The sequence below is a fragment of the Sorangiineae bacterium MSr12523 genome (assembly GCA_037157775.1).
Taxonomy (GTDB): domain Bacteria; phylum Myxococcota_A; class Polyangia; order Polyangiales; family Polyangiaceae; genus Pendulispora; species Pendulispora brunnea.
Genome location: CP089982.1, coordinates 8,701,134 through 8,722,990 on the forward strand (window position 1 = coordinate 8,701,134; position 21,857 = coordinate 8,722,990).

Consider the following 21,857-nt stretch of genomic DNA (forward strand, 5'->3'; position numbering starts at 1 on the left):
GAAAATGTCATAGAGTCATAGAAACCTATGTCCCTGGATCGACATAATCGGGAAGAAGCAGCTTGCCTCCCGGCGCCAGCGCGAGATCGTCATCCAAATGGGCCACGAAGCGCTGCGCGTCCGACGTGACGAAGTGAACGTGGATGCGGCTCACCGGATTGGTCAGCACGCCCTTTTCACCGCCCACGTAAAAGCCCAGCGCTGCGATGGCGTGCTCGCCGAGTGGCCCCAAACGCCGCTCGCGCATGAAGCTCACGTGCGGATCCGGCAAACCGGTACCGGTCCCCCCCACGACGAACCATCGCAGCGAGCGCGCGCTGGCCTCGATCCGAAACGGCAGCGCCCGCGACGGGTCCACGCCAGCTGCGCGGGCTGCCTCCGGTACGAATTTCTCGAGATCTTGAAAGCTCACCACGTTCGCGGGGATATCGACGGAGCACCAGCGTGGGACGCGCGCATAAACCAAGAAGGCGACGGGCGGCAACGGGCCGTCCGAACGGCTGTAGGCCAGGCCGGCGTATTGACCCAGGTGCACCTGATCGCCGAGCACGAGAACCTCACGATCGAGCCCGTGGGGCATGCCGATCGCCCAAAGCGGCCCTTGCCCCTCGAGCGCCGTGATGAGAACACTCCCATTCAATTCGTTGGTGGCAATTCGCCGGAGATCGCCCACCGAGTGCACGCCCGAATCGCGCAAAGGAGCAGCACTCGTGGCCGACGGTAGGGAGCACGCCTCGACCACCTCCGCCGGGCGAACGGGCACGTCGGCGGGCATCGAAGGAGATTTGTCCGCGCAACCGCAGAGCAGCGCAAACGCCGCTCCCAATCCAATGTTTTGACGAGAGAAATTCATTTGACGAATGCCTTGCTGGAATCGGTCTGAATACGCCATATGCGAAAGTTGGGCGTGCCCTGTTCGAAATTCATTTGTCCGGCAAAAGCTCGATTGAGCCAATTGCTGCTGAACCACAAGCCGCCCCGGTCATCCCAGGTCAGGCTGTCCGGCCATTCCGTGCCGGGGCCTTCGGCGATGGTCTCCACGTTTTCGCTTTGGGGGCCAAAATACTGCACTTTGCCTGCGGCGAGGTTCGTGAAGTAAATGCGGCCCTTGGCGTCGGCCGACATGCCGTCACTTCCACCACCAATCCGTTTGGGCCCGATGATCGCTTGATCGATCTGGGCCGGGGTGGCGGTCGGATCGAGCAGCGCGTCCACCTTGGCGGAGTAAATGGCATCGCCGGTCGTCACGTTCCAGTACAATGTGCTGCCGTCCGGTGACAACGCGATTCCGTTGATGCCAACTGCCAGACGCCCCGAGGGCAGGACCCGCTCGCCCATGACCGTCAGCTCCCGGGTTGGGTCGTCTTGCACGGAGCGGTGATGGTTCAGAATGCGACGCGCCGTGTTGGCTTTGAAATCGTAAACGATGATGCCACTGGCCGTGGGCGATCCGGCGCGATTTCCGCTGTCCGTGATGAAAGCGAGCTCCCTCTTTTCGTCGATCACCAGGTCGTTGAGAAAGGAGGTATTGCGGTTCGCGACCGAGTCCGGAATGGCATAACGTTTCAACTCGGTGGCCGTGTTCAAATCCAACACCACGAGCTTCTGGGCGCCATCGGGGGTAGGCTCCATCCCCGCCACCCAGCCCATGTCGAGGATCCACATGCGATTCGCGCTGTCCACCTCGACGCCGAGGACATTTTGAAAGCGGGCGGCGGCGTCGCCCACGGCGTTGTCGTCCCAGGTGGGAAACGGCAAAAGGACCGATTTTCCATAGACCGATACGACTTGGTTGAGGGTCGATGGCACGCCCTTGTCGAGCCATCGCGGGGTGGTCACATAGACATGGCCTTTGCGGTCGATGTCGACACCCGCCAAGGTCGCAGCCTTGTAGGCCCCGCCGGATTGGTACGATTGCCGTTCGGCAGCCGTGCGCCAGAACCAGTCCATCCGTGTCCACGAGTGCATCACTTCGGCCTTGCCGAAGGGCGTTTCTCGCTCGGCGTCGCGCTCCGAGGAAGGTGTCGCGTGCTCCGCATCCGGCTTGCCGGAGGGCGCCGGGGTCTCGTCGCTCCGCGCGCACGCGGCCACGAAGATGCCTGCGCTTGAGGCCAACGCCAGGGCGGCGAAGTTGCCATATCGATTCGTTCTCATGTTCGTTCCAAACGCTAGGCGGCAGCCTTCGTTTCGTCCATTCGAACGAACTTCGCATTCTGTTAACGTATACGAAACAATGGCGGAGGATACGGATGCCCAAGGGCATCAAAATCCGCGAAATGGGTTGTCCGCGGGGCGCTGGAGCCAGTTGTCGGCGGCGTACGGAAGGTCTCCGTCGATGAGGTGGAGCGTGTACGCGTGGCGCGAGTGTGGGGACGTGTTGGCTTTGCTCGCGTGCGGCAAGAGGCCGTGAAGCACGATGACGGTGCCCTTTTTCGCGGGGAGCGGGACGAAGCCGACGTCGGGCCACGGCGTCGGATCGAGGACCACGAATTCGTCGCTTCGACCGTTCCGGACGAACCGCGAATGTAGGCCGGAGCGATGGCCGCCCGGAAGGGCCCACATGCATCCGTTGTCGACGGTGGCATCCTCCAGCGCAGTCCATAGTCCGACGACACTCGTCGGCTCCGTATAGATGAACGATGCATCCTGGTGACAGCCAATTTCGGCTCCGATGCCGGGCTGTTTGAACAAGTACATGGACTGCGCCAACAACGGCTTGCGCAGGCCGAGGCTTTTCGCCAGGTGCTCGAACTGCCGACTTCGCGAGAACGCGTCGAACACGGGATCGCAATCGTGAAGCGCGTGGCCGATCTTGCAGAGCGCCAGCTCCTTCGGCCGTGTCAGATTTCCGCCGGCATCGAAGGCGTCCCCCTCGAAAAAGAAGCGAATCTTGTCCGCCGAGTCATGAATGTACTCGGTGGCCGCTGCCTCTCCGGCCAGGTATGCGGAGAACACCGAAAACTCGCTCGGGTCGCCTCGAGCAACCCATTCCAACGCACGCGTACGCAAGGCGTCGCACGCCTCGGGCGAGACGAAGTCCGGCAGCACCAGAAAACCATCCCGCTCGAAAGACGCTCGAGAGATCACTTCACCCGCTCCGTGCCATGAGAACGCGAATAGCCATTGACGCGGGCAGGCCGCCAACCGCCGAGGCTATCCTCCGGACAGCGATGGATTTCGACCTTCAATGGATGGCACGGCGCCGCATCGCTCGAATGGCTTGCGCTGCAGTCCCCTCCCGGGCACGCCGAAAGTGCCGCGAGCAAATCCATCTCGGCGAAGAACTCGATGAAATCGCCCGGCCGCACGGGACTCGCCTTCATGAAGTACTGATGCGTGTCGCGCGTGAAACCCGTGCACATGAAGACGTTCAGAACATCATGAACATGAGGCTCGGCTTCGGACAGCGGAATGTTCAGCTTGGCCGCAAGCGCGCGCTTAAGGTTCGAATGACAGCACCAATGGTACTCGAGCCCATGCAGAAGGAGATTGGTATACGGATCGCACCGCGTTCCGATGACGTCGTGCACGCCCGCACCATCTTCGTCCCAGCCATACCAGTCGAGGGTGTCCTGCGTGATGGTGGCCATGGCTCGCAAATTCGGAAGGGTGCTCCACAATCGGCTGCCGGTGCTCACGTGCGTGCCATGGAATGCACGCGTTTTCCCGCTGAAGAATCGCTCGGAAAGATCGTGCAGATTCCATAGATTCAGATCTCCGACCTGCGAACCTTCCACGCTGACGATTCGGAAGAAATGCCCCGCGGGAACGACGAATGCGCGGGCATCTCGCGGCGGTACCGTCAGCTCGAGTTCTTTCACCGCATGGCGCCTAGCCTCGTCGTAAAAGGACGCGTCGTAAGGCGGAAGCTGGTCGCTCGAATACACGATGACCGGCGACGCAGCGCGCCGTATCGCTGCGTCTGCCGGGGGTACATTTCCTGGTTTCCGCACGTACCGAGCATACGTCTCGGGCGCGGGTGACGCTAGCCCTTCATCCCCTGCCCGCCTCCGTAGCGTCGGCGCCGTAACATGCGGAGCCGCGGATGGCGCGGCGCTGCTCGTCGAACTCGATGACCTCCACCACATATTTGCGTCCGACGCTGCGATAGTGAATCGCAACCGTGTTCACGCCTGCGTACGCGTCGATCAATTCGAAATGGAGCGGAGGCTTGGCCGCGGTAATCCCGCCACCCCAATATGGGCGAATCGCGTCTTTGCCGCGCAGTACACCCGTCGGCGAGAATCCGCGTTCGGCGATGAGCGGCGAGCGCATCTCGAAATCATCGGTGTAATGGGAAAGGACGCGTTCGAGGTCGCCGCTGTTCCATGCGGCGACCCATTCCGAGGCGAAGGCACGTGCAAAAGCGCTGTCGATGATGACCATGGCCTCACGATACACCTTCCGCCCGATTCAGGGCCCCGCGAGCGGTAGAGCCAGGTACTGTTTGCCCAATGGCGAGAGTTCACCCGCTTTGGGTCGGAGCAGATCGACGGCGTGCTGCGAATCGAAGCGGCCCGTAAACCACGCGTAGCGAAAGACCTTGGGGTCGGCCTCGAGCACCGCGACGGCGTCGCGCATGTATTGGAGCTCGACGGCTTCCGAGATGTCCTTGCTGTCGAGGCAGGAAAACTCGGTGAGCCAGACCGGGCGCTGGTACTTCGTCTCGTATTGGCCGAGCACCCACGTCAATGCCTCTTTGGAGCACGCGTACCAGTGAAATGCCACATAGTCCACGCGGCAGTTTTTGCACGCCGCGAAGAAGGCATCGAGCCACTTGAAGGGATCCGTCTCGTTGCAGCCGCCGCCGCAATAGTTCACCGCAGGGGAAACGAGGCGCATACCGCGCGATGCCGCGAAAGCCTCGAGCTTCGGCCAGAGCGCTGCGGCCTGTTGGGGCGTCAAATTCGATTGGGCATGGAAGTTCGGTTCATTGAAGGCGAGAAGGTACTTCGACCCTGCAGGAACCTCTTTGGCGAGCTGGTCGACATCGAAGCTGCCGCCCCACACCATGGGGACGAATTCGACACCTTCTTTGGACGAATCGGGCTTTGGCGACCAATTGTACGTCCAACCGACACCGCTCGAGACCGCGTCGAGATCGGCCAACGCGCGGAAGCCGTAGGCGACACCACGTTTCGTCACCTTGCCGGGTGCACTCGCATCCATGGAACCGGGGGGAGCTTCCCCATCTTTGCCGGCATCCGCCCCCGCTCCGCCGGACGATGTATTTCCGTTCGGTCCATCGGTAGGTGAGGAATTCGAGCTGCATGCAAGCGCAAATGCGCAGGCAATGAAGGCGAGACAACGCGGGAAGGAGGTTTGCATAGCGCCCGGTCCCTAGCAAATGGCCTACCGCCCACGAGGTGCCTGGACGATGTCGACGACACGTAAAGTCGAACTTGGTTTCCTTTTCGTATGCAATCTTCTCCTTTGCGGTTGTGGGAGCAATGACTCGGATCCGGGCGGCACGAGCACGCAAGGTCCGCAGGGTCCACAAGGTGGAGCCGATGCCGGATACGATGGGCCGGACACCCGCCCCGACGAGGATTGTGTCCCCGCAGGTGTGGACAACAGTACGCCTTTTTCCAAGACCTACCGGGTGCGGCCCGTCGGTAACACCTCGTTTCAAGGGACGCCCTACAAGATCGTCACCTCCATGCCGTGGTCGTACCTCGTATCGACCGTGCAATGCCACAAACGGTTTCCAATGGTCGAGACCGACACGCATTACATCGTCGATAGCAAATTCGAACTACCTTACATCAAAGGTGTGCTCGATGACGTGGCCTGGACACCCGGTGCAAAGAACAAAGGATGGGCCATTGGCTCCAACGACGACCCGGAAGCGCTGGTGAAGAAGAACGGCGCGATGCGCCCGTTCGTCTACCATGTCAACGCGGGATACGAATACGGCTACTTCACCTACACCAACGATCCGCTTCCGAACGACCCCATTCGCTATTCGGCCTTTCGACCAACCTGGGTGGTCCACCCGGATGGCGCTGCGTACAAGATGTTTTTCGTCAATCCGGCGAAGCCCGATGATCAGGGTTTCACCTGGCCGCGCCACGGCGACCGTTGGGAGCTCAACTTCGGCCTCTACGTCGACCCGACGGGTCACGTCTACGTCCCCAAGCCGGCCAAGGCGAAGCTGGCCAATCTCCTCGGCTGGGACGATTATCAGGCGTGCGTGGTGATCAACAAAGGCAGCGCGCCCATTCCCACGACGCGAACGCAGTTTCCGGGCAATGAATCGTATTATGCCTCCGAGACGTTTCTGCCCGGTTATGCCGCCCCGGGTGCGATTGGCCATCGCTATTGGGGTCACAAAGGCCGGAGCATGGATCAAGTGGCCCTCTGGGAGGACGACGGGGCGCCGGGGCTCAACTCCCCGGGCAATTACCACAAGCCCTATTCCGGCGGGTGCGACACCAAGGGCTACAACTTCGCACACGCCGAGGGCTTCACATGGCCCGAACTCCGCGCGGCCAGGACGAAGATGGGCGACATCCCGACGCGGGAGCAACTCTACAAGATCACGCTCTACCGGTACGAGGCGAAGACGAGGGAAACGAAGCTTCTTGGCACACTGTCGTACGAGCAGCAGGCCGATGGGCAGTGGATTCCAACCGGCACCGGCCCCGAGGCGCATTCCTTGAACGACAAGAATGGGCGTTGGATCATCAATGGCCCCGTCTTTCAGGACCGCGGCGATCATGTCTTTGCCATCCTCGAGGATCTCTGAATCATGAATACGGGCTCATGGCAGATTCGATGGCTGCGCATGGCTGCCGTTGCCGCAGGACTTGGCGGCGCGACGATCGTGGCCTGTAGCTCCAGCGACCACGATCCGCCGGCGGGTTCCAACGGAGGGCCCGATTCCGGTGGGCAGCCGCCGGGCTCCGAGCCGGTCGGCGATCCCAATACCGGCGTTTGGACCGATCTGGGAAATACGCACGCCCCCGACCACACGCCGGCCCCCGCCACGAACGAGGGCGCCATCACGCGCGGCGGGACCATGACCTTTACCCACGTGGGTGCGCCGGGCTATTGGGGCCGCGTGATCGAAGCCGAACCCGGCGATCCACGATGCGACGTGCAATCGGAGACGATCCACCACCCGTGGGGGGACGCGTTTTGCTGCCGGACCAAACACGTCGTGACCTCGAACGCGATCACCCCCTTCAACGAACAGCTCACCATGGTGCTCGATGGCCCGCTCGAAGTGAAGCAGATGGCCATCTATCAGCCCCTCGCCGAACGCACCGGCTCCTGGGCGATTCGGTCGTTCTGGGACCGGCGCACGCCCGAGCGCCCGTACAATATCCATTTCTCGGGACCAAACAAAGCCACCACCTTTTCCGGGACTCTTGGCAATAGCTGCACTTTCTTTGCCATGCAGGAAAAGCCGTTTCGATGCGGCCATGGGAGCGATCCCTATTGTCCCGGCTCCGATCTCGATTTCAACGGTTGGCCGGGATCGAAGCTCGTCGTTCTTCTGGCGTCGATGCCGTATGCCGACGATCCCAAGATGAAGCCTCTCAGCTGCATTCGCGCGGGGCAGGACGATCGGAAGGAGGATTCGCCGTGGGTGGGCGTCTCTCCCTCGGAGCTCGCCCGCGATGGATGGTCCGGCTACAACCCTTGCCACTGTTTCGCGAACACGAATGCCGCTGTGGGCGATGGCTGCGGGCAAATCAATGTTTTCGAGGTCGTCGCCGAATCGTCAGGCCCCAAATGGGGAAATCGCGACATCATCAGCACGGGGATTCGCTCGTATCAAGTGGGCTCGTTGGGCGGCGCGACGTGCGGCATCGAGGGCTGCGGTATCGAGAAGTTCCCGGCCGATGCCGACCTGCTCGATGCCAACGGCCTGCGCTCGATGCCGGCCGGCGCCGTCATCGATGCCGACCATCGCCAGAGCGCCGAGGGCCCCGTTTGGCGGCGCGCCCGCGACGACCGGTACTACCTCTTCTTGCTCGACGAAGCTTCCCGCACCGTGCAGGTCGCCGTGATTCATCCCAAGAACGTCCCCGAGGCCGCGCGTGCCGTCGTGCCCGCATTGCCAAATACGGTATCGCGCACGGCCATCGACGGCGTGCTGAATCTCCGTCTCCCGCGATGAGAGGCTCTCACGACGGGCTGGCAACTACCGGTCGGCCTCGACACCAGAGATGTTGCTTCCACCAAGGAACGCCATATCCAACAATCGATCTTGAATCATCATAACGAACTCGAAATCGAATCACATACGGGGCGGTCGAATGCAGCAACCTACGCTGTCTTTCCCCATACGGAGGATTTCTCATGACCGCTATCCGTCCCATCGTCCTGGCCGCGTCTCTCGTCGCGAGTGCGCCAGTGCTGGGCGTTCCTCAGCGCGCAAACGCCGACACTGCAGAAATTTTCGATGATTTCGCACCCTATTGCATCGCTCTCCAATCCGATACGGTGGGACAAAGTCCCGTCCATATCGCGCAAAGCTGTGTAAGCGTCATACCCGAATCCACCAAACGCTCGGTGGTGCTCTCGGGGACCGGCGCTGGCGCGGACGGTATCGTTCACGTTCTCGTCACACTCAATGGTCAGGAATTCGCGAGGGGTGAGACCCGCGTGATCAATCCCAGTTCGGTGTCGCCTTGGAGCGTATCCGTTCAATTGCCGCCGGGCGGCTGGTACGTCATCAGGGCATGGACCACCAACGGCAACGGCAGCAACAATTACGCCTGGGTTCAGCTCCAAATCGGTTGAACGGATGACGAATACTCACCGCGTGTGGACTTCGGCGCGATCGATGCTGATGGCAGTTCCCGTCGAAGCGGTGTTCTTGTTTCCCGTCACGCGTACGCGCAACGTGTGGTGGCCGAAGGCCACGCGCGGGCTGATGTAAACGACTTGCTCGCCCTGCCGAATCGATGCGTAGTAGTCCGACGTCGTTTCGGGTGCGCCGTCGAACGAGAAGGCGGCGATTCCGTTTCCGGTATCCCGAACGGAAAGAAGGTCGATGCCGGTGCCGTCGAACGTGAACGTCGCCGTGGCACCGGCTCGGTCGCTTCCATGATCGTCGCCCCAAAAACATTGCACACCGCAATTGGGATATGCCGTCCACCCACTGCTGAACTGGATGGATCCTGCTCCGCTGGATGTCCCCGTGTCGTTGATCCAATAGGGACCACCACCCGGATCGCCCGAGGGTAGATCGGCGGTTGCGCCGGCCGCCAGCGGAGCCCCGAAACGAGGCGTCCCGTCGGCGTTCCACGTGAGCTTCTGCGCCCGCGTCGTGCGCCCATCGTAGGTGAAGACCGTCGTATTCTTTGCGTGGTAGACGAACCAATCTTCGCTTCCGTCGGGGCTCTTGAAAAAGGCATTGGAGCCAGGCCCCCACGTTCCAGTCGCATCGTTGCGCGAGAAAACGGCGGACGAATGCTGCTGCCATTGCGCTGCATTCGTCGGGTCGGCCGTCGCGGGAATGCTCTTCATCCACAATTGATAATCCGGTTTTCCGGTATCACATGCCGAGTAGACGAGAAACGTGCGCCCGCCATGCTGCACGAACGACGGTGCTTCACGCACCTCCGGGCAGCCGCCAGCGCTCGCGATGAAGGTGCGCGGACCGGAGACGGTCCACGGATTGCTCATGGGTGCGATGAAGAGCAAATTGTAGGTTGCATCCTGCTTTCCGCTCCACGCAAGGTACGTCCTGCCGTTCTGGACCAGCAGCGCTGCATCGATGGCCCAAGTGTTCTCCGAACCTGGCGCCTCGAGCTTCCCCTTGAAATGGTACGGCCCGAACGGATCCGTGCCCGCGGATTCCACGACGTACAGCCGATGGTGATCGTCGATGCCGTCGTCGGCCGTGTAGTAAATGTACCAGTGCCCATCGATGAGATACATCGAAGGCGCCCACATATCGCGATTGCGCGAGGGGTCGCTGTCCCTCCAAACGACGCGTGATTCGCCGGTCAGAAGCTCGCCGAGCGTGGGGGCTTTCCATAGGCGAAGCACGTCGAATTGCGTCGTCGCCAAGTAGTAATTGCCATCGTAGTACGTCATGTACGGGTCGGGCGCGCGGTTCAACGGATTGCGAAACGTGCCATTGGCCACGACCACGCGCTCCGCGGTATTTCGATTCGAGCCCGGGTCTGCGTCGCGATCGCACGAAATCGTGAATACGAAGAGCATTGCGATTGGTATTTCGATGAACGCAAATCGCATTCGAGGCTCCTTTTAGTGAGCATTCTCTCCTTACCGGCTTTCGAAAGGCAACCAGACAAATGCCTTTAAAACCCTTCCAGCTCAGGAATGCCAACGTGCCGCTGACGTCGGTCATTCGATCGGTCTGGCTGCAGAAGCGCTGCGCAACCCCCTGCGCAACGGTGCACAATTGTTGGGCAATTCGCTGCTCGATTTACGCTTGCGCCGTTGAATCCTTACAACGCATGCACACGAACCATGAGTGTTGAACACACCAACACCCACCACTCGTCTCACGTTGCGGGCATCGTATCGAGCATGACGTCCTTCTTCGAAGTACGTCATAGCATCGCCTGCAGGCATTATTTTCGCACGTGATCGAGCCCAGGCAAGGCTTTTCGCTGTTGTTCTTTGCGCTCAACCTCGACGCGCGCGGGACAGATCGTCCGCGCGCCCCTGCGAGCCGCACTTCGTACTAGCAGTTGATCGTTCATCTCGGGAGTGGGTCATTTCATACCGCACTACCGAGTGTGTACAGGCGAATCGACGGGAGGGGAATCGTGAGTACGAATACGGCAGAGAGTGCGGCGGGGGCCTTCGAGGACCGTCGCTCGTTTTCGTTGGGGAGATACCATCTCTTTGCGCGCCTCGGTACAGGTGGAATGGCAGATGTCTACCTCGCCGTCGCACGTGATGGGATGAATGTCACGAGGCTCGCCGTCGTGAAGCGCCTGCGCGATGAGCAAGCGAGCGAACCGGAATCGCGTGAAATGTTCATCAACGAGGCCCGGCTTGCGGCTCGCCTGAATCATCCGAACGTGATTCAGACGTTCGAAGCGGGCTCCGAGGGCGGTTGCTACTTCATCGCCATGGAATACGTGGATGGCCAGCCGCTCTCCCGCATCATCGCTCGGCTGAAACGCGAGAAGCGGACGATTGATCCGACCTTCGTCGCTCGGATTTGCTCCGGTGCGCTGGAGGGCCTGCACCATGCCCACGAGCTCACGGATCTCGACGGCACGCCGCTTCAAATGGTTCACCGCGATGTCAGCCCGCAAAACATCATGGTTACCTACGACGGCCGCGTGAAGGTCTTGGATTTCGGCATTGCGAAGGCCGTAGGTTCCACCCAGACCGTGCATGGCGTCTTCAAGGGCAAGGTGGCCTTCATGGCCCCTGAGCAACTTTTGAGCGAGAAGATCGACCGTCGCGCAGATCTCTTCTCAATGGGAATCTGTCTCTGGGAAGCCGTCACGCAGCAGCGCCTCATGGCGGAGGACACGCCCGCCAAGACGCTCCTCAACCTGATGAACAAGGAGATCCCGCGGGCTACGGAGATAAATCCCGACGTGCCCGAAAAGCTCGCTTCGGTGATCGCCAAAGCGCTCGAGCGCGATCCTGCGAATCGTTACGAGTCGGCCCACGAAATGCACGTGGCCCTCGAAGACTTCATCCGTAGTGAGCGCCCGGTGACCGAACAAGACGTACGCGATATCGTAGGCGACCTTTTCCGCGAGCCGCGCGAAAGGCTGCAAGCGAAGATCAAAGCGCAGGTCGCCAAGCTCTCGTCACGCGGGGATGCCAATAATGATTTTGGCGATAGCCAAGTTCGCTATCTGAGCACCAGCGATGGTTTGCTCGATCTCAGTGATGCCGCCGAAGCAGACGGATCCAAGACGAAGAGCACTGCTCTGCGCATCGGCACGACATCCAGCGGGGTAACGTTCACTGCCGGCGCACCACATATCGAGTCTGCGTCGGATGCGCACCCGCGACGTGCCTCCGTTCGAGGGTGGGCGGGCATCGCGACTGCAGCCATGCTCGGTAGCGGTGTCGCGTTCAGCATTCTCTTGGCAAGCGGTATTGCGATTTTGCGTTCGCATCATCTCGCCGACCGGACGACCGCACAAATGAAGGGCGCCACGGAAACGCCACCCATCGTTGCCACCGTCGAAGCGCCCCAGCAGCCGGTCGCACCGGCACCGGCTCCCGTGCACGCGCCCGAGTCGACCATCGCCACGGGTGCGGGCAGCGCGACGACTGTTGCCTCGGCACCTACGAAAATCGTGCCCGTGCACCCGATGCGCCCACCGCCGCCCATGCGGGCGACGGCGACGGCTGCCGCCCCTGCGGAGCCGCCGGCCGAGGGTCCGAATGTACCTGCACGTGCGACGAGCCCATCGAGCACGCCAACGCCGGCGACGGCAGAACCACCCCAAGGAAGAGTGTTTCGGCGAGAACTATGAAAACGAATTTTTCGAAAGCACTGGGTATGCTCATCGTGTTGGTGGGCCTCGCATCGGCCTGCTCCTCCGGGAGTTCCTCCGGAGATTCCTCGGATAGCGAGCCGGCCGCCGGGCCCGTACGCGAGGGGCCGAATGACGAAAATGAAATCCCGTGTGCACCGCGCGCCGTTCTGCAGAGGACTTGTCAGCAATGCCATAGCCGCCCAACCAGGAACGATGCGCCGTTTCCGCTGGTGACGCGCTCGGATATCATCCGGCGCGGGCGCAGTGGCAGCAAGATAGCGGAAATGATGGTTGTCCAGCTCGAGAGGCGCACGATGCCGCTCGCGCCGGTGACCATCGACGCCGCAGGCCGCGATACGTTGCTCTCATGGTTGCGCGGCGGCGCAACGGGTATCTCCCCGCAGACGTGCATGGAGACGAAAGCAGGTTTCGAGTCGCCCGATTTGGACGACGTTTCGGAGTAACGAACAAGAGGAGGGGGATTATGACCACGGGACAACGCTTACGGTTACTCGTCTCAGCGCTATGCGTAATGGCAGGCCCCGCGGGCCTCCTTCATGCGAGCGTAGCCTACGCGGGCGAACCGCAAAGTGACCAGCAAAGCGACGCCACCGCCGAAGCGCGAAAGCAATTTCAGGCGGGCGTCAATTTGCTGGATGACCCCGAGGGGGCCCGATACGAAGAGGCACTCTTCGCATTTCGCAAGGCCTACGAGCTTTCCCGCTCACCGAAGATCCTCGGAAACATCGGCTTCTGTGCGATGCACCTGGAGCGCGATGGGGAAGCCATCGAGGCCTATACCGAGTATCTGAACAGCGCGCCCTCCGTGGATGAGCGTGAACGTGCTCAGATTCAGAAAGATCTCGCGACCCTGACCACGACGTCGGCGAAGTTCCACGCGACGGTGAAGGACAAGGGCAAGTTCGTGCTCGTCGACACGCGCATCGTGGGGCGCGGAAATCCGATCGTGAACTCGTATCCCTTCGAGGGGAACGACATCACCGTTCGGCTACGGCCAGGGAGGCACTCCTTCAAGATCGTGGGCGGGCAGACCGAATCGATGCCTTTCGAGACGAGCATCGAGCCGGCGTCGGAGGGTTCGCATCCATTCACCTTCCCCACGCCGGTCATGCTCGATCCGCCTGCGCCCGCTTCCCGCCCATCACTCGTGGGCCCGATCGTATTGGGCGCCGCCGGGCTCGCGGCCATTGGCACGGGCGTGATCACGGGCATCATGGCACGCAGCAAAGCGAGCGACATCGATTCCAATTGCCCGAACGACACCTGTCCGCGCAGTTACGACCTGGATTCGAACAGAAGCAGTGTAAACACGCTTTCGACGGTTGCCGATGTATCGCTCATCGGCGGAGGCGTCCTGCTCGGTGGTGCGGTCACCTGGTACATCATTCAATCGAAGGGCCGTTCCCGCACATTGGGCGGCACGCAACAACAAAAGTGGGTAACGGGCGGTTGCTCGGGCTACGGCTGCGGCATTCAACTCCGGGGGCGGTTCTGATGGATACCAAACGACTCTACAAGTTCGCCGGCCTGAGCGTGCTGGCATGGTCGTTGGCCTGCTCGATGTCCATCGATGTCGACAAGTACCACACGCAATCGGCGGAGTCGGCGTCGCCGCTGATGGACATCAAGTTCACCGCGAGCCACATGACGTCGCACATGCACGAGGATTTCGAGATCCGCGTTCTGGACCACACGAACAACGTGCTCACCAAAGCTATCTACCATTACGTCAACGCGCGTGATTTCACGTTGTACATGAAGGGCACGCTTCCCAGGACGACGCCTCCTTACCGGCTCGATTTCTGGAGCGACCACAATCACGATCAGCAATACGGCGGCGTGGATGGGCCGGTCTCCGAGCACGATCACTCCTGGAGACGCGAGCTCACGAATCCGCTGCCTGCGGACGTCACGCTGGTGGATGGAGTCCGCTACGAGGTCAATTTCGTACACGACTACGCTTTCGTCGACATCCAGCGCGACCCACAAGGAAATGCCATCACGAGCACGGCTTCGCTTTTGCCGTGTCATCTCAACGTCGCCGGCAGCGCGGCCTACGTGGGAAAGATGATGGAGTTTCGCGTCCACGAGGTGGCCACGGGGCGGCTCGTCGGACTCTACCGAGAAGGCGTGGCTGCCAGAGAGAGTTACCAAGCAGAGATTCCCGGCATCATCGACGAGTTGACCTCGTATCGCATCTCGGCGTACGCCGATGCCGACGGGGACAGCAAGTACTCCTCCGGCGATCCGTCGTGGCAGCTCGATCTCGAGTCGAACACGCAAGGCCTGATTGCAGACGTCAATGTCGCGACGCTCGCGACACACGTACTCGATCTGGACGACTGACGCTCATCGCATATCGAACGACGGGCTTGGGGGGGGAGAAATGAGGAAGTTCAAGCATGCGTATCTAATGACAGCCCTGCTATCGGCCGGCGGGCTCGCGTTCTTCTCGGCCTGCAGCAGTGGCGGCGGGGACGATCCGGCGACCGGCTCCCCGCCGGGCGCCGCCAATCCGGGGGATGACCGACCGACACCGACGGTTACGCTCACCGCCGAGGAATGGGCGCAGGCGAGGACCCAGTCACCGCTTCCGGCCGTACCGCCGGATCCGACCAACAAGTATGCCGACAATCCGGATGCGGCACGCCTGGGGCAGATGTTCTACTTCGAAAAAGGCTACTCGGGGCCACTCGTCACGCCGTCGGATCTCGGCTCGCCGGGTCAGTCGGGGCGTGTCGCGTGTGCGAGTTGCCACGTGCTCCCGTGGGGGAGCGACACGCGCTCGAGTCCCAACAATATGTCATTGGGCGTGAACTGGACGGGGCGACACTCGCCGGCGGTCACCAATTCCGCGTTCTACGAGGTGTTCTTCACCGACGGGCGCGCCGATTCGTTGTGGATGCAGGCGACCGGGCCGGTAGAGAATCCCAATGAGATGGCCTCCGACCGCATGCGTGTGGCGGCCATGATCTACAAGAAGTACAAGGCCGAATACGAAGCCATCTTCGGGGCCGAGTACGGTCCCCTGCCCGCCCGACTGGATCCCGCCAACGCGAGACCGTTTCCGCTTTCCGCGATGCCCAAGGCAGCCGGGTCCACGGCAAACGGAGCATGGGAAACCGATCTCACCGATGCCGAGCGGGATCAGATCAATCGCATTTTCGTGAATTTCGCGAAGTGCATCGCCGCGTACGAGCGGCTATTGGTGAGCCGCAACGCACCCTTCGACCGGTTCGTGGCGGGGGACGCGAAGGCCATCAGCGACTCGGCCATTCGGGGCTACAAGGTTTTCGTCGGCGATGGCTATTGCAAAGACTGCCATTCCGGGCCGAACTTCACGGACAACAAGTACCACAACATCGGCGTGGCGCAGGGCAATGGGCCTCACGTGCCCGAGGTCGACAACGGCCGCATGTCGACGATCACGGGCAATCTCACCGCGACCTTCCTCGGTAGCGGAGCCTACAGCGACAATCGCACGTTCGGCGCGGAGAAGCTTTCGAAGCAGCTCGACTTCAATGCGGCCGTCGGAAAGTCCGAACCCGGCCTATTCCGCAGCACGGGGCTACGGCAAATCGCCGAGACGGCCCCCTACATGCATACCGGGAGCATGGCGACACTCGAGGAGGTCGTCCATCTGTACGCAGAAGGCGGCGGCAAGTCGGGCATCGGCAAACTGGACAAGGCACTCCTGAACCACGAGCCGTGGACACCGCAGCAGGAGAAGGATCTGGTCGCGTTCCTGAAGACGTTGACCGGTGACCCTCCACCTGCGGAGCTGTTGAAAGATACGTCGAAGCCCTGACTCAATTCAGGCAACCACTCGCGCGGCGCGATACGATGGCGGCTCACCTCGTTGGGCAGGACGACCATCGTTTCGACGCCGCGCAGTCTTTTGTTTTCAATATCCGATTGCCCGCCAATCGAATGAATCCTTTCAGTCGAACACACCGATATATTGCAGTATCATATCAACATATACATTTGTCAGAATAGACGATTCCCGGCCGCCCCAAATAATCACATCGTGCGATGAATGCCCTTCGTGTCGATAGCAATGGACAGGGGGCGCATGCCTAGTGCGGTATAGCGGCGGAGTAGGTCGGTGGAGGGGGGGCGCGTTCCAAGGTAGATGCCCACGTCTCCGCCGCCTGCGCCCGATGGATAGAAGGCAGCGCCTTCCGCCTCCGCAAGCTCCGCGAGCTCTGCGAACGCGGGGGGAACGATGGCGGCGCGCGCATCGCGCCCCAGGGCGGTCAATGCGATACGCGTCGCCTGCCCGGCGCGGAGAATGCCCGCGATATCGCGCCCTCCGAATGCGGCGACGGCGGCGGCGGACGCGTCGCCGAGCTCGCGCATCCGCGCGGCGTGCGTCGCGCGATCGAGGGTGGCAACGCGCGCGCGAAGCTCGGTCGTGCGCGCGGAGGTGCCGCTCCACACGGCGTCGATGTGAAGGCCCGGCGGGATCGCAAGTGCGCGAACGGCGCCTTCTCCGCGGGCCATCGAATAGGCCAGAATGCCGCCCCACACGCTCGCCGCGACATCGACTCCGCTGCCGCCGCTCTGCGCCTCGGCGTGTGCGCGGCGTGCGGTCTGCGCGATGCTCGCACGCGTTGCGGACCTCGCGAGATCTGCGCCCGACGCGGCCAGGCGGGCGCCAATCGATGCAACGAGAACGGCGGCGCTCGAACCGAGGCCCAACTTGGCAGTACCATCGTAAAGGGCGCTCGTGTCGACGGCGGGCGCTGCGTCGTCGCCGAGGGCGGCGCGCACCTCGCGCGATGCGGGACCGCGACGCAATGGATCGGCGAGCGCATAGCGATCCACGGCGATGACCACCGCCGTCGCGCCTTCGAGCACCGCGTACGCTCCACTGAGAAGCACCTTGCCCGGCGCCGCCACCCGCAACGCATCGACGTTCATCGGCTACTTTTCCCGATCACCCAGCGCGGTGATGGCCCCGTCGAGTGCAAGTGCACCCGCCCGCGCGAACGGTGCATCGACGAGCTCGCGCCGCGCCTTCGTAAGGAGATCGCGCAGGCGTCGTTCGACCCGATCGCGTGCCCCGGACGTGATCATCAATTGGACGAGCGCGCCGAGGTCGCGGGGGTCCGGCTCGGCAATGCCAAGAACCTTTGCCAAAAGTGGCTCCGCATCGGGATGCTTTACGACTTCGTCCACCAGCGCCGTGCGCTTTCCCTCGCGAATGTCGCTCATGACCGGCTTACCCGTCACCCGCGAATCGCCAAAGGTGCCCAGCAAATCATCGCGCAACTGGAATGCAATTCCGAGTGGCGCGGCATACCGCACCAGCGCGGCACGAGCGTCCGCGGAGCCTCCCGCGAGTGCGGCACCCAACAAGAGGGGCCCGCGCACGGAGTAGCTCCCCGTCTTGAGATCGTGCACCACCTCGACGCGCCCGCCACTCGGGCACATGTCGAGGCATTGGCCCACGACGGCATCCTGCTGCATGTGCGCGAGAATGCGTGCCGCTTCGAGCACGGTCGCCGGCGCGAGCGGGACCGACAACAGCGCCTCCAACGCGAGGGGCGCGATGTAGTCTCCGGAGAGAATGGCCATGGCGTCGCCCGTCTTGGTCGAACCGAAGCGCGCGCGAAGCTGGGCATGCACACTCGGTCCTCCGCGCCGGAGATCGTCGTCGTCCATCCAGTCGTCGTGGATGAGGAAGTGCGTTTGCAACAGTTCCAGCGCCACACCGGCCATGGCGATGACCGACGAATCCCCACCGCCGCATGCTTCGAACGCTGCGGCGGCGAGCACGGCGCGCGTCCTCTTCCCACCACGCGTGGTGAGCGTTCGTGCGGCCTCCAGGGCGATACCTGCTTCCTCGCCGTAGGCCGCAGCCACCTTGGTTCGCTCTTCGAGCATCTGTGCAAGACGCACGTCGACGGAGGCGCGCACACGTTCCGTCAGTGCGGCAAACACGTCGCGGGGATGCACTTGCGGCCTCGCTTCACCATTCCATGCTTCGACGGTCATGTCTCTCCTCCATTCACGGGCTGTCCCCCAATCTGTTGCAGCCATGATGCGAGCTCGCCGCTCACGATTCGCGGCGCACGGCGGAGCGCGCCCACGTTTCCACTTCCCGTGAGGAACATCGCCGCGCGGAGCTCGCCCTCGATGCGATCGAACAATGCATTCAGCGCATCGAGGCCTCCGGTGTGGAACGCGCGCAGTGCGGGGCGCGCGATGCCTGCCGCGGTGGCCCCGAGGGCCAGCGCCTTGGCCACGTCGAGTCCCGTCGAAACGCCGCCCGTCGCGAGAATCGCTTCGAATCCAAGAGGCGCGGAGAGTGCCACGCACGCCGCCGTCGGAATTCCCCAATCCCAGAACGCCTCGCCGAGCGAACGCGCTTTTTCGTCGCCCAGCTCGCCCGCGCGCAATGTTTCGACCCCGACCCAGGAGGTACCGCCCGCCCCGGATACATCGAGATAGGCCACACCGACGCTGCGCAGCCGCGCAGCCACTTCCGGCGATATCCCACTGCCGACTTCCTTCACCAGCACCGGTTTGCCAAGCTCGGATACCAGACGCGCAATCGCCGCCAATCCACCGCGGAAATCACGCTCGCCGCCCGGCTGGACCAGCTCCTGCGATGGATTCGTATGAATGCAGAGTGCATCGGCCCCGACATCGTCGATCAGTGCGCGCACCTGCGCCGTGGTCATCTGGCGCGCCTGCACGAGGCCTAAGTTGCCCATCACGACGGTGGACGGTGCCACGTCGCGCACGTCGTAGGTGTGGCGTATGCCGCTCCGGACGTGCATGGCGCGCTGGCTTCCGAGCCCGAAGGCGTAACCGCGTGCCTCGGCGACGCTGGCCAGGGCGCGGTTGACCCGTCCTGCGACCTCGGCGCCACCGGTCATGGCTGCAATGAGGATAGGGGCGCGGAGCTTTTTGCCAAAAAGGACCGTCGAGGTGTCGATGCGATCCGCGTCGAGCTCGGGCAGTGCATTGTGGACGAGCCGCACTTGGTCGAAACCGGGAGTTCTATTTCGAAAACCGACATCGCCTGTCGCGCAGAGCGCCAAATGTTCGGCCTTGCGCTGCTCAATATCATTGCTCATCGCTATTCTCCAATCGGTTTCCCTCAGCGGGTAAACACAGTTGCGTCGGCCGAGACGCCCACCCTGAGGGCGATATCCGGCGGCACGTTGGACCATGCGATCTTCACCGGAACGCGCTGCACGATTTTGACGAAGTTCCCCGACGCATTGTCCGGTGGAAGCAATGCAAAGTGAGCTCCTGTTCCCGGCGACAAACTCTCGACGTGCCCTTCGAAAACGCGACCTGGAAAGGCGTCCACCTTGATTTCCGCCCGTTGCCCGACATGCATCCGCCCAACCTGCGTCTCTTTGAAGTTCGCGAGGACGTACGTCGTATTCGGCACCACCGATACGATGGCCTGCCCCGGCGCGACGAGCTGCCCCTCGCGCACGGCAAGCCGCGCGAGCGAGCCGTCGACCGGCGCCTCGATGCGCGTGTACGAGAGCTGCAGCTTGGCCAAGACGAGCGCCGCCTCCGCCGCATCGATGCGCGCGTGCGCCAGGGTCGCGTTTGCGCGGGCCGCCGCAAGCTGGGCCTCCACCGGCGCGCTCTGCTCGACCCGGCCGCGCGCCTCGTCGATGTCCGTCTGCGCCGTGCGCTTCGTTTCCATCGCGCCCGCGAGCTGGGCCCGCTCTTGGGCGACTGTGGCTCGTGCCGCGAACGCATTGGAGCGCGCAGTGTCCACCTCGGCGGCGGCAATTGCACCATCGCGGAAGAGCGCTTCCGCACGCGCGAAGTCATTGTCCGCGCGCACGGCGTGCGCCTCCGCGCGCGCCAGGGCCGCCTTCGCCGACTCGAGACCGGCTTCTGCACCCGCCGCCGAACGCGTGGTGCCCGAGAGATTCGCCCGAGCGACGGTGAGGCCTCCACGCGACGTCGCTTCGACAATCGCCACCTGGGCGTCCGCCGCATCGGCCTGAGCGCGTGAGGCCGCCAGGTCCGCCTCGCCTTGCTTCACGCGCGCGGCCCAATCCGTCGGATCGATCTCGATCAATGGGTCGCCTTTCTTTACGGCCTGGTTGTCGTTCACGAGCACTTTGCGCACAGTGCCCCCGATATGCGTGGAGATGCCCACGACGTCCGCCCCGACTTGCGCATCGTCGGTGCCCTCGTGACCGTAGGTGCCCCACGAATACACTCCGTAGACGGCCACGCCGGCTGCAAGAACACCGCCCAGCAGCACCCTCGGCTTCGGTCTCGCCTTGGCTATCGTCGTGGTCGTCGGCGCGGTTGCGGTGGTGGTCATGTGGATCCCTTGCCTGCACGCGTTTTGAGGGCGTAGAGCGAGCGCCGGGCCAGGCCCGAAGCTTCGGCAGCTCGTGTGACGTTTCCGTCGTAACGTTGGAGAATCCATCTCACGTAACGTCGTTCGAATTCCCGGAGCACGCGCTCGCGTGCTTCGGTGAACCGAGGCTCGTCCCGAAGAAGGGTATCGACGAAATCGCCGGAACGATCCGTCATGGAATGCGCAGGAAACTCGCCCGATGGGATGGGCATCTCGCTCGAGGCGACCGGTTCGTCATCGAGGTACCGCCGCGATGAACGCTCGTCCGCGAGCTCGCCGAGCGCGAGACGGTGGACCACGGCATTGTGAAGCTCCCGAACGTTCCCCGGCCAATCATAACGTTCGAGCGACTCCAGGAAATCGGTAGGAATGGCCGCTTCGTCGCCGCCGAGTTCGCGCCAGAAATGCCTCGCCAACAACGGAATATCCGCAGTCCGCTTTCGCAGCGGCGGCAGTTCGATACAGGTCACGGCAAGTCGGTAATAGAGATCGTCGCGAAAACGGCCCGCGCGCACCTCCCTCCGGAGATTTCGGCGCGTGGTACAAATCACGCGCACATTGGTCTTTGCCCAGCTCGTTCCGCCCACACGCTGGATCTCGGAGCGCTCGACCGCGCGGAGAAGTTTGGGCTGCAAGCTGCTGTCGAGATCTCCCAGCTCGTCGATGAGCAATGTACCGCCATGCGCCTGTTCGAAGACTCCTTGACGGGGACTGACCGCGCCCGTGAACGCTCCGCGTTCGTGGCCAAACAGGGCGGACTCCACGAGGTTCGGGGAGACCGCCGTACAATCGAATACGATGAACGGGCCGCGGGATCGGCGGCTTTGGGCATGAATCGACTCTGCGAGTACTTCTTTGCCCGTCCCAGTTTCCCCTTCGATGATGACCGGTACATCCGACGCGGCGACACGCTGCAGGAGCGGATAGAGCCGGCGCATTTCCGGGCTCGCTCCGACTGTGCGGCTGAATCGACCGGCGCCATACGTTTCATCGCCTTCTGGAGCGCGTGATTTCATGGGCGACGCCGACGATGT

At 62.6% G+C, this 21,857-nt stretch carries 19 protein-coding genes and 1 pseudogene; 8 read left to right on the forward strand and 12 right to left on the reverse strand.

The window, feature by feature from the left end; all coding sequences use genetic code 11:
- Positions 1 to 25: 25 nt before the first annotated feature.
- The 6 genes from LZC95_34145 to LZC95_34170 form a co-directional block, all read right to left on the reverse strand.
- A complete protein-coding gene (locus LZC95_34145) occupies positions 26 to 853 on the reverse strand; it encodes a hypothetical protein (protein ID WXA91487.1) in 828 nt (275 codons plus the stop codon).
- Positions 850 to 2,154, reverse strand: a complete 1,305-nt coding sequence (locus LZC95_34150; protein WXA91488.1) for a major royal jelly family protein — start codon at positions 2,152 to 2,154, stop codon at positions 850 to 852. Before LZC95_34150 ends, LZC95_34145 begins: the two co-directional genes overlap by 4 nt.
- A gap of 108 nt (positions 2,155 to 2,262) precedes the next feature.
- Positions 2,263 to 3,087 carry a phytanoyl-CoA dioxygenase family protein gene (locus LZC95_34155; protein ID WXA91489.1) on the reverse strand — a complete coding sequence of 275 codons (825 nt, stop codon included), beginning with the start codon at positions 3,085 to 3,087 and terminating at the stop codon, positions 2,263 to 2,265.
- Complete coding sequence (locus tag LZC95_34160; GenBank protein ID WXA91490.1) at positions 3,084 to 3,821, reverse strand: DUF1989 domain-containing protein; 738 nt, start codon at positions 3,819 to 3,821, stop codon at positions 3,084 to 3,086. Before LZC95_34160 ends, LZC95_34155 begins: the two co-directional genes overlap by 4 nt.
- 172 nt (positions 3,822 to 3,993) lie before the next feature.
- On the reverse strand, positions 3,994 to 4,386 hold the full coding sequence (locus tag LZC95_34165) for a nuclear transport factor 2 family protein (GenBank protein WXA91491.1): 393 nt from the start codon (positions 4,384 to 4,386) through the stop codon (positions 3,994 to 3,996).
- Positions 4,387 to 4,413: 27 nt separating this feature from the next.
- The gene (locus LZC95_34170; GenBank protein WXA91492.1) at positions 4,414 to 5,328 is read right to left on the reverse strand and encodes a glycoside hydrolase family protein; all 915 of its coding nucleotides are present in this window, start codon (positions 5,326 to 5,328) and stop codon (positions 4,414 to 4,416) included.
- A 49-nt stretch (positions 5,329 to 5,377) separates the two neighbouring features.
- Here LZC95_34170 and LZC95_34175 point away from each other — a divergent pair, with 49 nt between their 5' ends.
- The 3 genes and pseudogenes from LZC95_34175 to LZC95_34185 all read left to right on the forward strand — a co-directional run bounded on the left by LZC95_34175 (position 5,378) and on the right by LZC95_34185 (position 8,754).
- Entirely contained in the window at positions 5,378 to 6,748 is a 1,371-nt protein-coding gene (locus LZC95_34175) for a hypothetical protein (GenBank protein ID WXA91493.1), read from the forward strand.
- A gap of 177 nt (positions 6,749 to 6,925) precedes the next feature.
- Positions 6,926 to 8,128: pseudogene (locus LZC95_34180) on the forward strand (DUF2403 domain-containing lipoprotein).
- A gap of 182 nt (positions 8,129 to 8,310) precedes the next feature.
- The gene (locus tag LZC95_34185) at positions 8,311 to 8,754 is read left to right on the forward strand and encodes a hypothetical protein (protein WXA91494.1); all 444 of its coding nucleotides are present in this window, start codon (positions 8,311 to 8,313) and stop codon (positions 8,752 to 8,754) included.
- Between the two features lie 15 nt (positions 8,755 to 8,769).
- Here the strand turns inward: LZC95_34185 and LZC95_34190 are convergent, their stop codons facing one another.
- Positions 8,770 to 10,218 carry a glycoside hydrolase family 43 protein gene (locus LZC95_34190; protein ID WXA91495.1) on the reverse strand — a complete coding sequence of 483 codons (1,449 nt, stop codon included), beginning with the start codon at positions 10,216 to 10,218 and terminating at the stop codon, positions 8,770 to 8,772.
- 539 nt (positions 10,219 to 10,757) lie between these two features.
- Here LZC95_34190 and LZC95_34195 point away from each other — a divergent pair.
- From LZC95_34195 to LZC95_34215, 5 genes are all read left to right on the forward strand, one after another.
- On the forward strand, positions 10,758 to 12,443 hold the full coding sequence (locus LZC95_34195; GenBank protein ID WXA91496.1) for a serine/threonine protein kinase: 1,686 nt from the start codon (positions 10,758 to 10,760) through the stop codon (positions 12,441 to 12,443).
- Between the two features lie 287 nt (positions 12,444 to 12,730).
- Entirely contained in the window at positions 12,731 to 12,910 is a 180-nt protein-coding gene (locus tag LZC95_34200) for a hypothetical protein (protein ID WXA91497.1), read from the forward strand.
- A 68-nt stretch (positions 12,911 to 12,978) separates the two neighbouring features.
- The gene (locus tag LZC95_34205; protein ID WXA91498.1) at positions 12,979 to 13,962 is read left to right on the forward strand and encodes a hypothetical protein; all 984 of its coding nucleotides are present in this window, start codon (positions 12,979 to 12,981) and stop codon (positions 13,960 to 13,962) included.
- On the forward strand, positions 13,962 to 14,813 hold the full coding sequence (locus LZC95_34210; protein WXA91499.1) for a hypothetical protein: 852 nt from the start codon (positions 13,962 to 13,964) through the stop codon (positions 14,811 to 14,813). The genes LZC95_34205 and LZC95_34210 overlap by 1 nt, the downstream gene beginning before the upstream one ends.
- 67 nt (positions 14,814 to 14,880) lie before the next feature.
- Positions 14,881 to 16,275, forward strand: a complete 1,395-nt coding sequence (locus tag LZC95_34215; GenBank protein WXA91500.1) for a hypothetical protein — start codon at positions 14,881 to 14,883, stop codon at positions 16,273 to 16,275.
- 215 nt (positions 16,276 to 16,490) lie between these two features.
- Here the strand turns inward: LZC95_34215 and LZC95_34220 are convergent, their stop codons facing one another.
- Genes LZC95_34220 through LZC95_34240 form a run of 5 tightly spaced genes read right to left on the reverse strand, consistent with a single transcriptional unit; the run spans position 16,491 to position 21,761 of the window.
- A complete protein-coding gene (locus LZC95_34220; protein ID WXA91501.1) occupies positions 16,491 to 17,393 on the reverse strand; it encodes a hypothetical protein in 903 nt (300 codons plus the stop codon).
- Positions 17,394 to 17,396: 3 nt separating this feature from the next.
- Entirely contained in the window at positions 17,397 to 18,470 is a 1,074-nt protein-coding gene (locus tag LZC95_34225; protein WXA91502.1) for a polyprenyl synthetase family protein, read from the reverse strand.
- Positions 18,467 to 19,558, reverse strand: a complete 1,092-nt coding sequence (fni, locus tag LZC95_34230) for a type 2 isopentenyl-diphosphate Delta-isomerase (GenBank protein WXA91503.1) — start codon at positions 19,556 to 19,558, stop codon at positions 18,467 to 18,469. The genes LZC95_34225 and fni overlap by 4 nt, the downstream gene beginning before the upstream one ends.
- A gap of 23 nt (positions 19,559 to 19,581) precedes the next feature.
- Complete coding sequence (locus LZC95_34235; protein WXA91504.1) at positions 19,582 to 20,784, reverse strand: HlyD family secretion protein; 1,203 nt, start codon at positions 20,782 to 20,784, stop codon at positions 19,582 to 19,584.
- Positions 20,781 to 21,761 (reverse strand): sigma-54 dependent transcriptional regulator, encoded by a 981-nt coding sequence (locus tag LZC95_34240; protein ID WXA91505.1) that lies wholly within the window; start codon positions 21,759 to 21,761, stop codon positions 20,781 to 20,783. Before LZC95_34240 ends, LZC95_34235 begins: the two co-directional genes overlap by 4 nt.
- Positions 21,762 to 21,857 lie beyond the last annotated feature (96 nt).

What these genes read in the sequence shown, in the direction of transcription:
- LZC95_34235 (WXA91504.1), bottom strand. Translation starts at nt 20,784, where the DNA reads ATGACCACCACCGCAACCGCGCCGACGACCACGACGATAGCCAAGGCG.
- LZC95_34150 (WXA91488.1), bottom strand. Translation starts at nt 2,154, where the DNA reads ATGAGAACGAATCGATATGGCAACTTCGCCGCCCTGGCGTTGGCCTCA.
- LZC95_34175 (WXA91493.1), top strand. Translation starts at nt 5,378, where the DNA reads ATGTCGACGACACGTAAAGTCGAACTTGGTTTCCTTTTCGTATGCAAT.
- fni (WXA91503.1), bottom strand. Translation starts at nt 19,558, where the DNA reads ATGAGCAATGATATTGAGCAGCGCAAGGCCGAACATTTGGCGCTCTGC.
- LZC95_34210 (WXA91499.1), top strand. Translation starts at nt 13,962, where the DNA reads ATGGATACCAAACGACTCTACAAGTTCGCCGGCCTGAGCGTGCTGGCA.
- LZC95_34215 (WXA91500.1), top strand. Translation starts at nt 14,881, where the DNA reads ATGACAGCCCTGCTATCGGCCGGCGGGCTCGCGTTCTTCTCGGCCTGC.
- LZC95_34170 (WXA91492.1), bottom strand. Translation starts at nt 5,328, where the DNA reads ATGCAAACCTCCTTCCCGCGTTGTCTCGCCTTCATTGCCTGCGCATTT.
- LZC95_34185 (WXA91494.1), top strand. Translation starts at nt 8,311, where the DNA reads ATGACCGCTATCCGTCCCATCGTCCTGGCCGCGTCTCTCGTCGCGAGT.
- LZC95_34165 (WXA91491.1), bottom strand. Translation starts at nt 4,386, where the DNA reads ATGGTCATCATCGACAGCGCTTTTGCACGTGCCTTCGCCTCGGAATGG.
- LZC95_34220 (WXA91501.1), bottom strand. Translation starts at nt 17,393, where the DNA reads ATGAACGTCGATGCGTTGCGGGTGGCGGCGCCGGGCAAGGTGCTTCTC.
- LZC95_34225 (WXA91502.1), bottom strand. Translation starts at nt 18,470, where the DNA reads ATGACCGTCGAAGCATGGAATGGTGAAGCGAGGCCGCAAGTGCATCCC.
- LZC95_34190 (WXA91495.1), bottom strand. Translation starts at nt 10,218, where the DNA reads ATGCGATTTGCGTTCATCGAAATACCAATCGCAATGCTCTTCGTATTC.
- LZC95_34145 (WXA91487.1), bottom strand. Translation starts at nt 853, where the DNA reads ATGAATTTCTCTCGTCAAAACATTGGATTGGGAGCGGCGTTTGCGCTG.
- LZC95_34240 (WXA91505.1), bottom strand. Translation starts at nt 21,761, where the DNA reads ATGCGCCGGCTCTATCCGCTCCTGCAGCGTGTCGCCGCGTCGGATGTA.
- LZC95_34205 (WXA91498.1), top strand. Translation starts at nt 12,979, where the DNA reads ATGGCAGGCCCCGCGGGCCTCCTTCATGCGAGCGTAGCCTACGCGGGC.
- LZC95_34200 (WXA91497.1), top strand. Translation starts at nt 12,731, where the DNA reads ATGATGGTTGTCCAGCTCGAGAGGCGCACGATGCCGCTCGCGCCGGTG.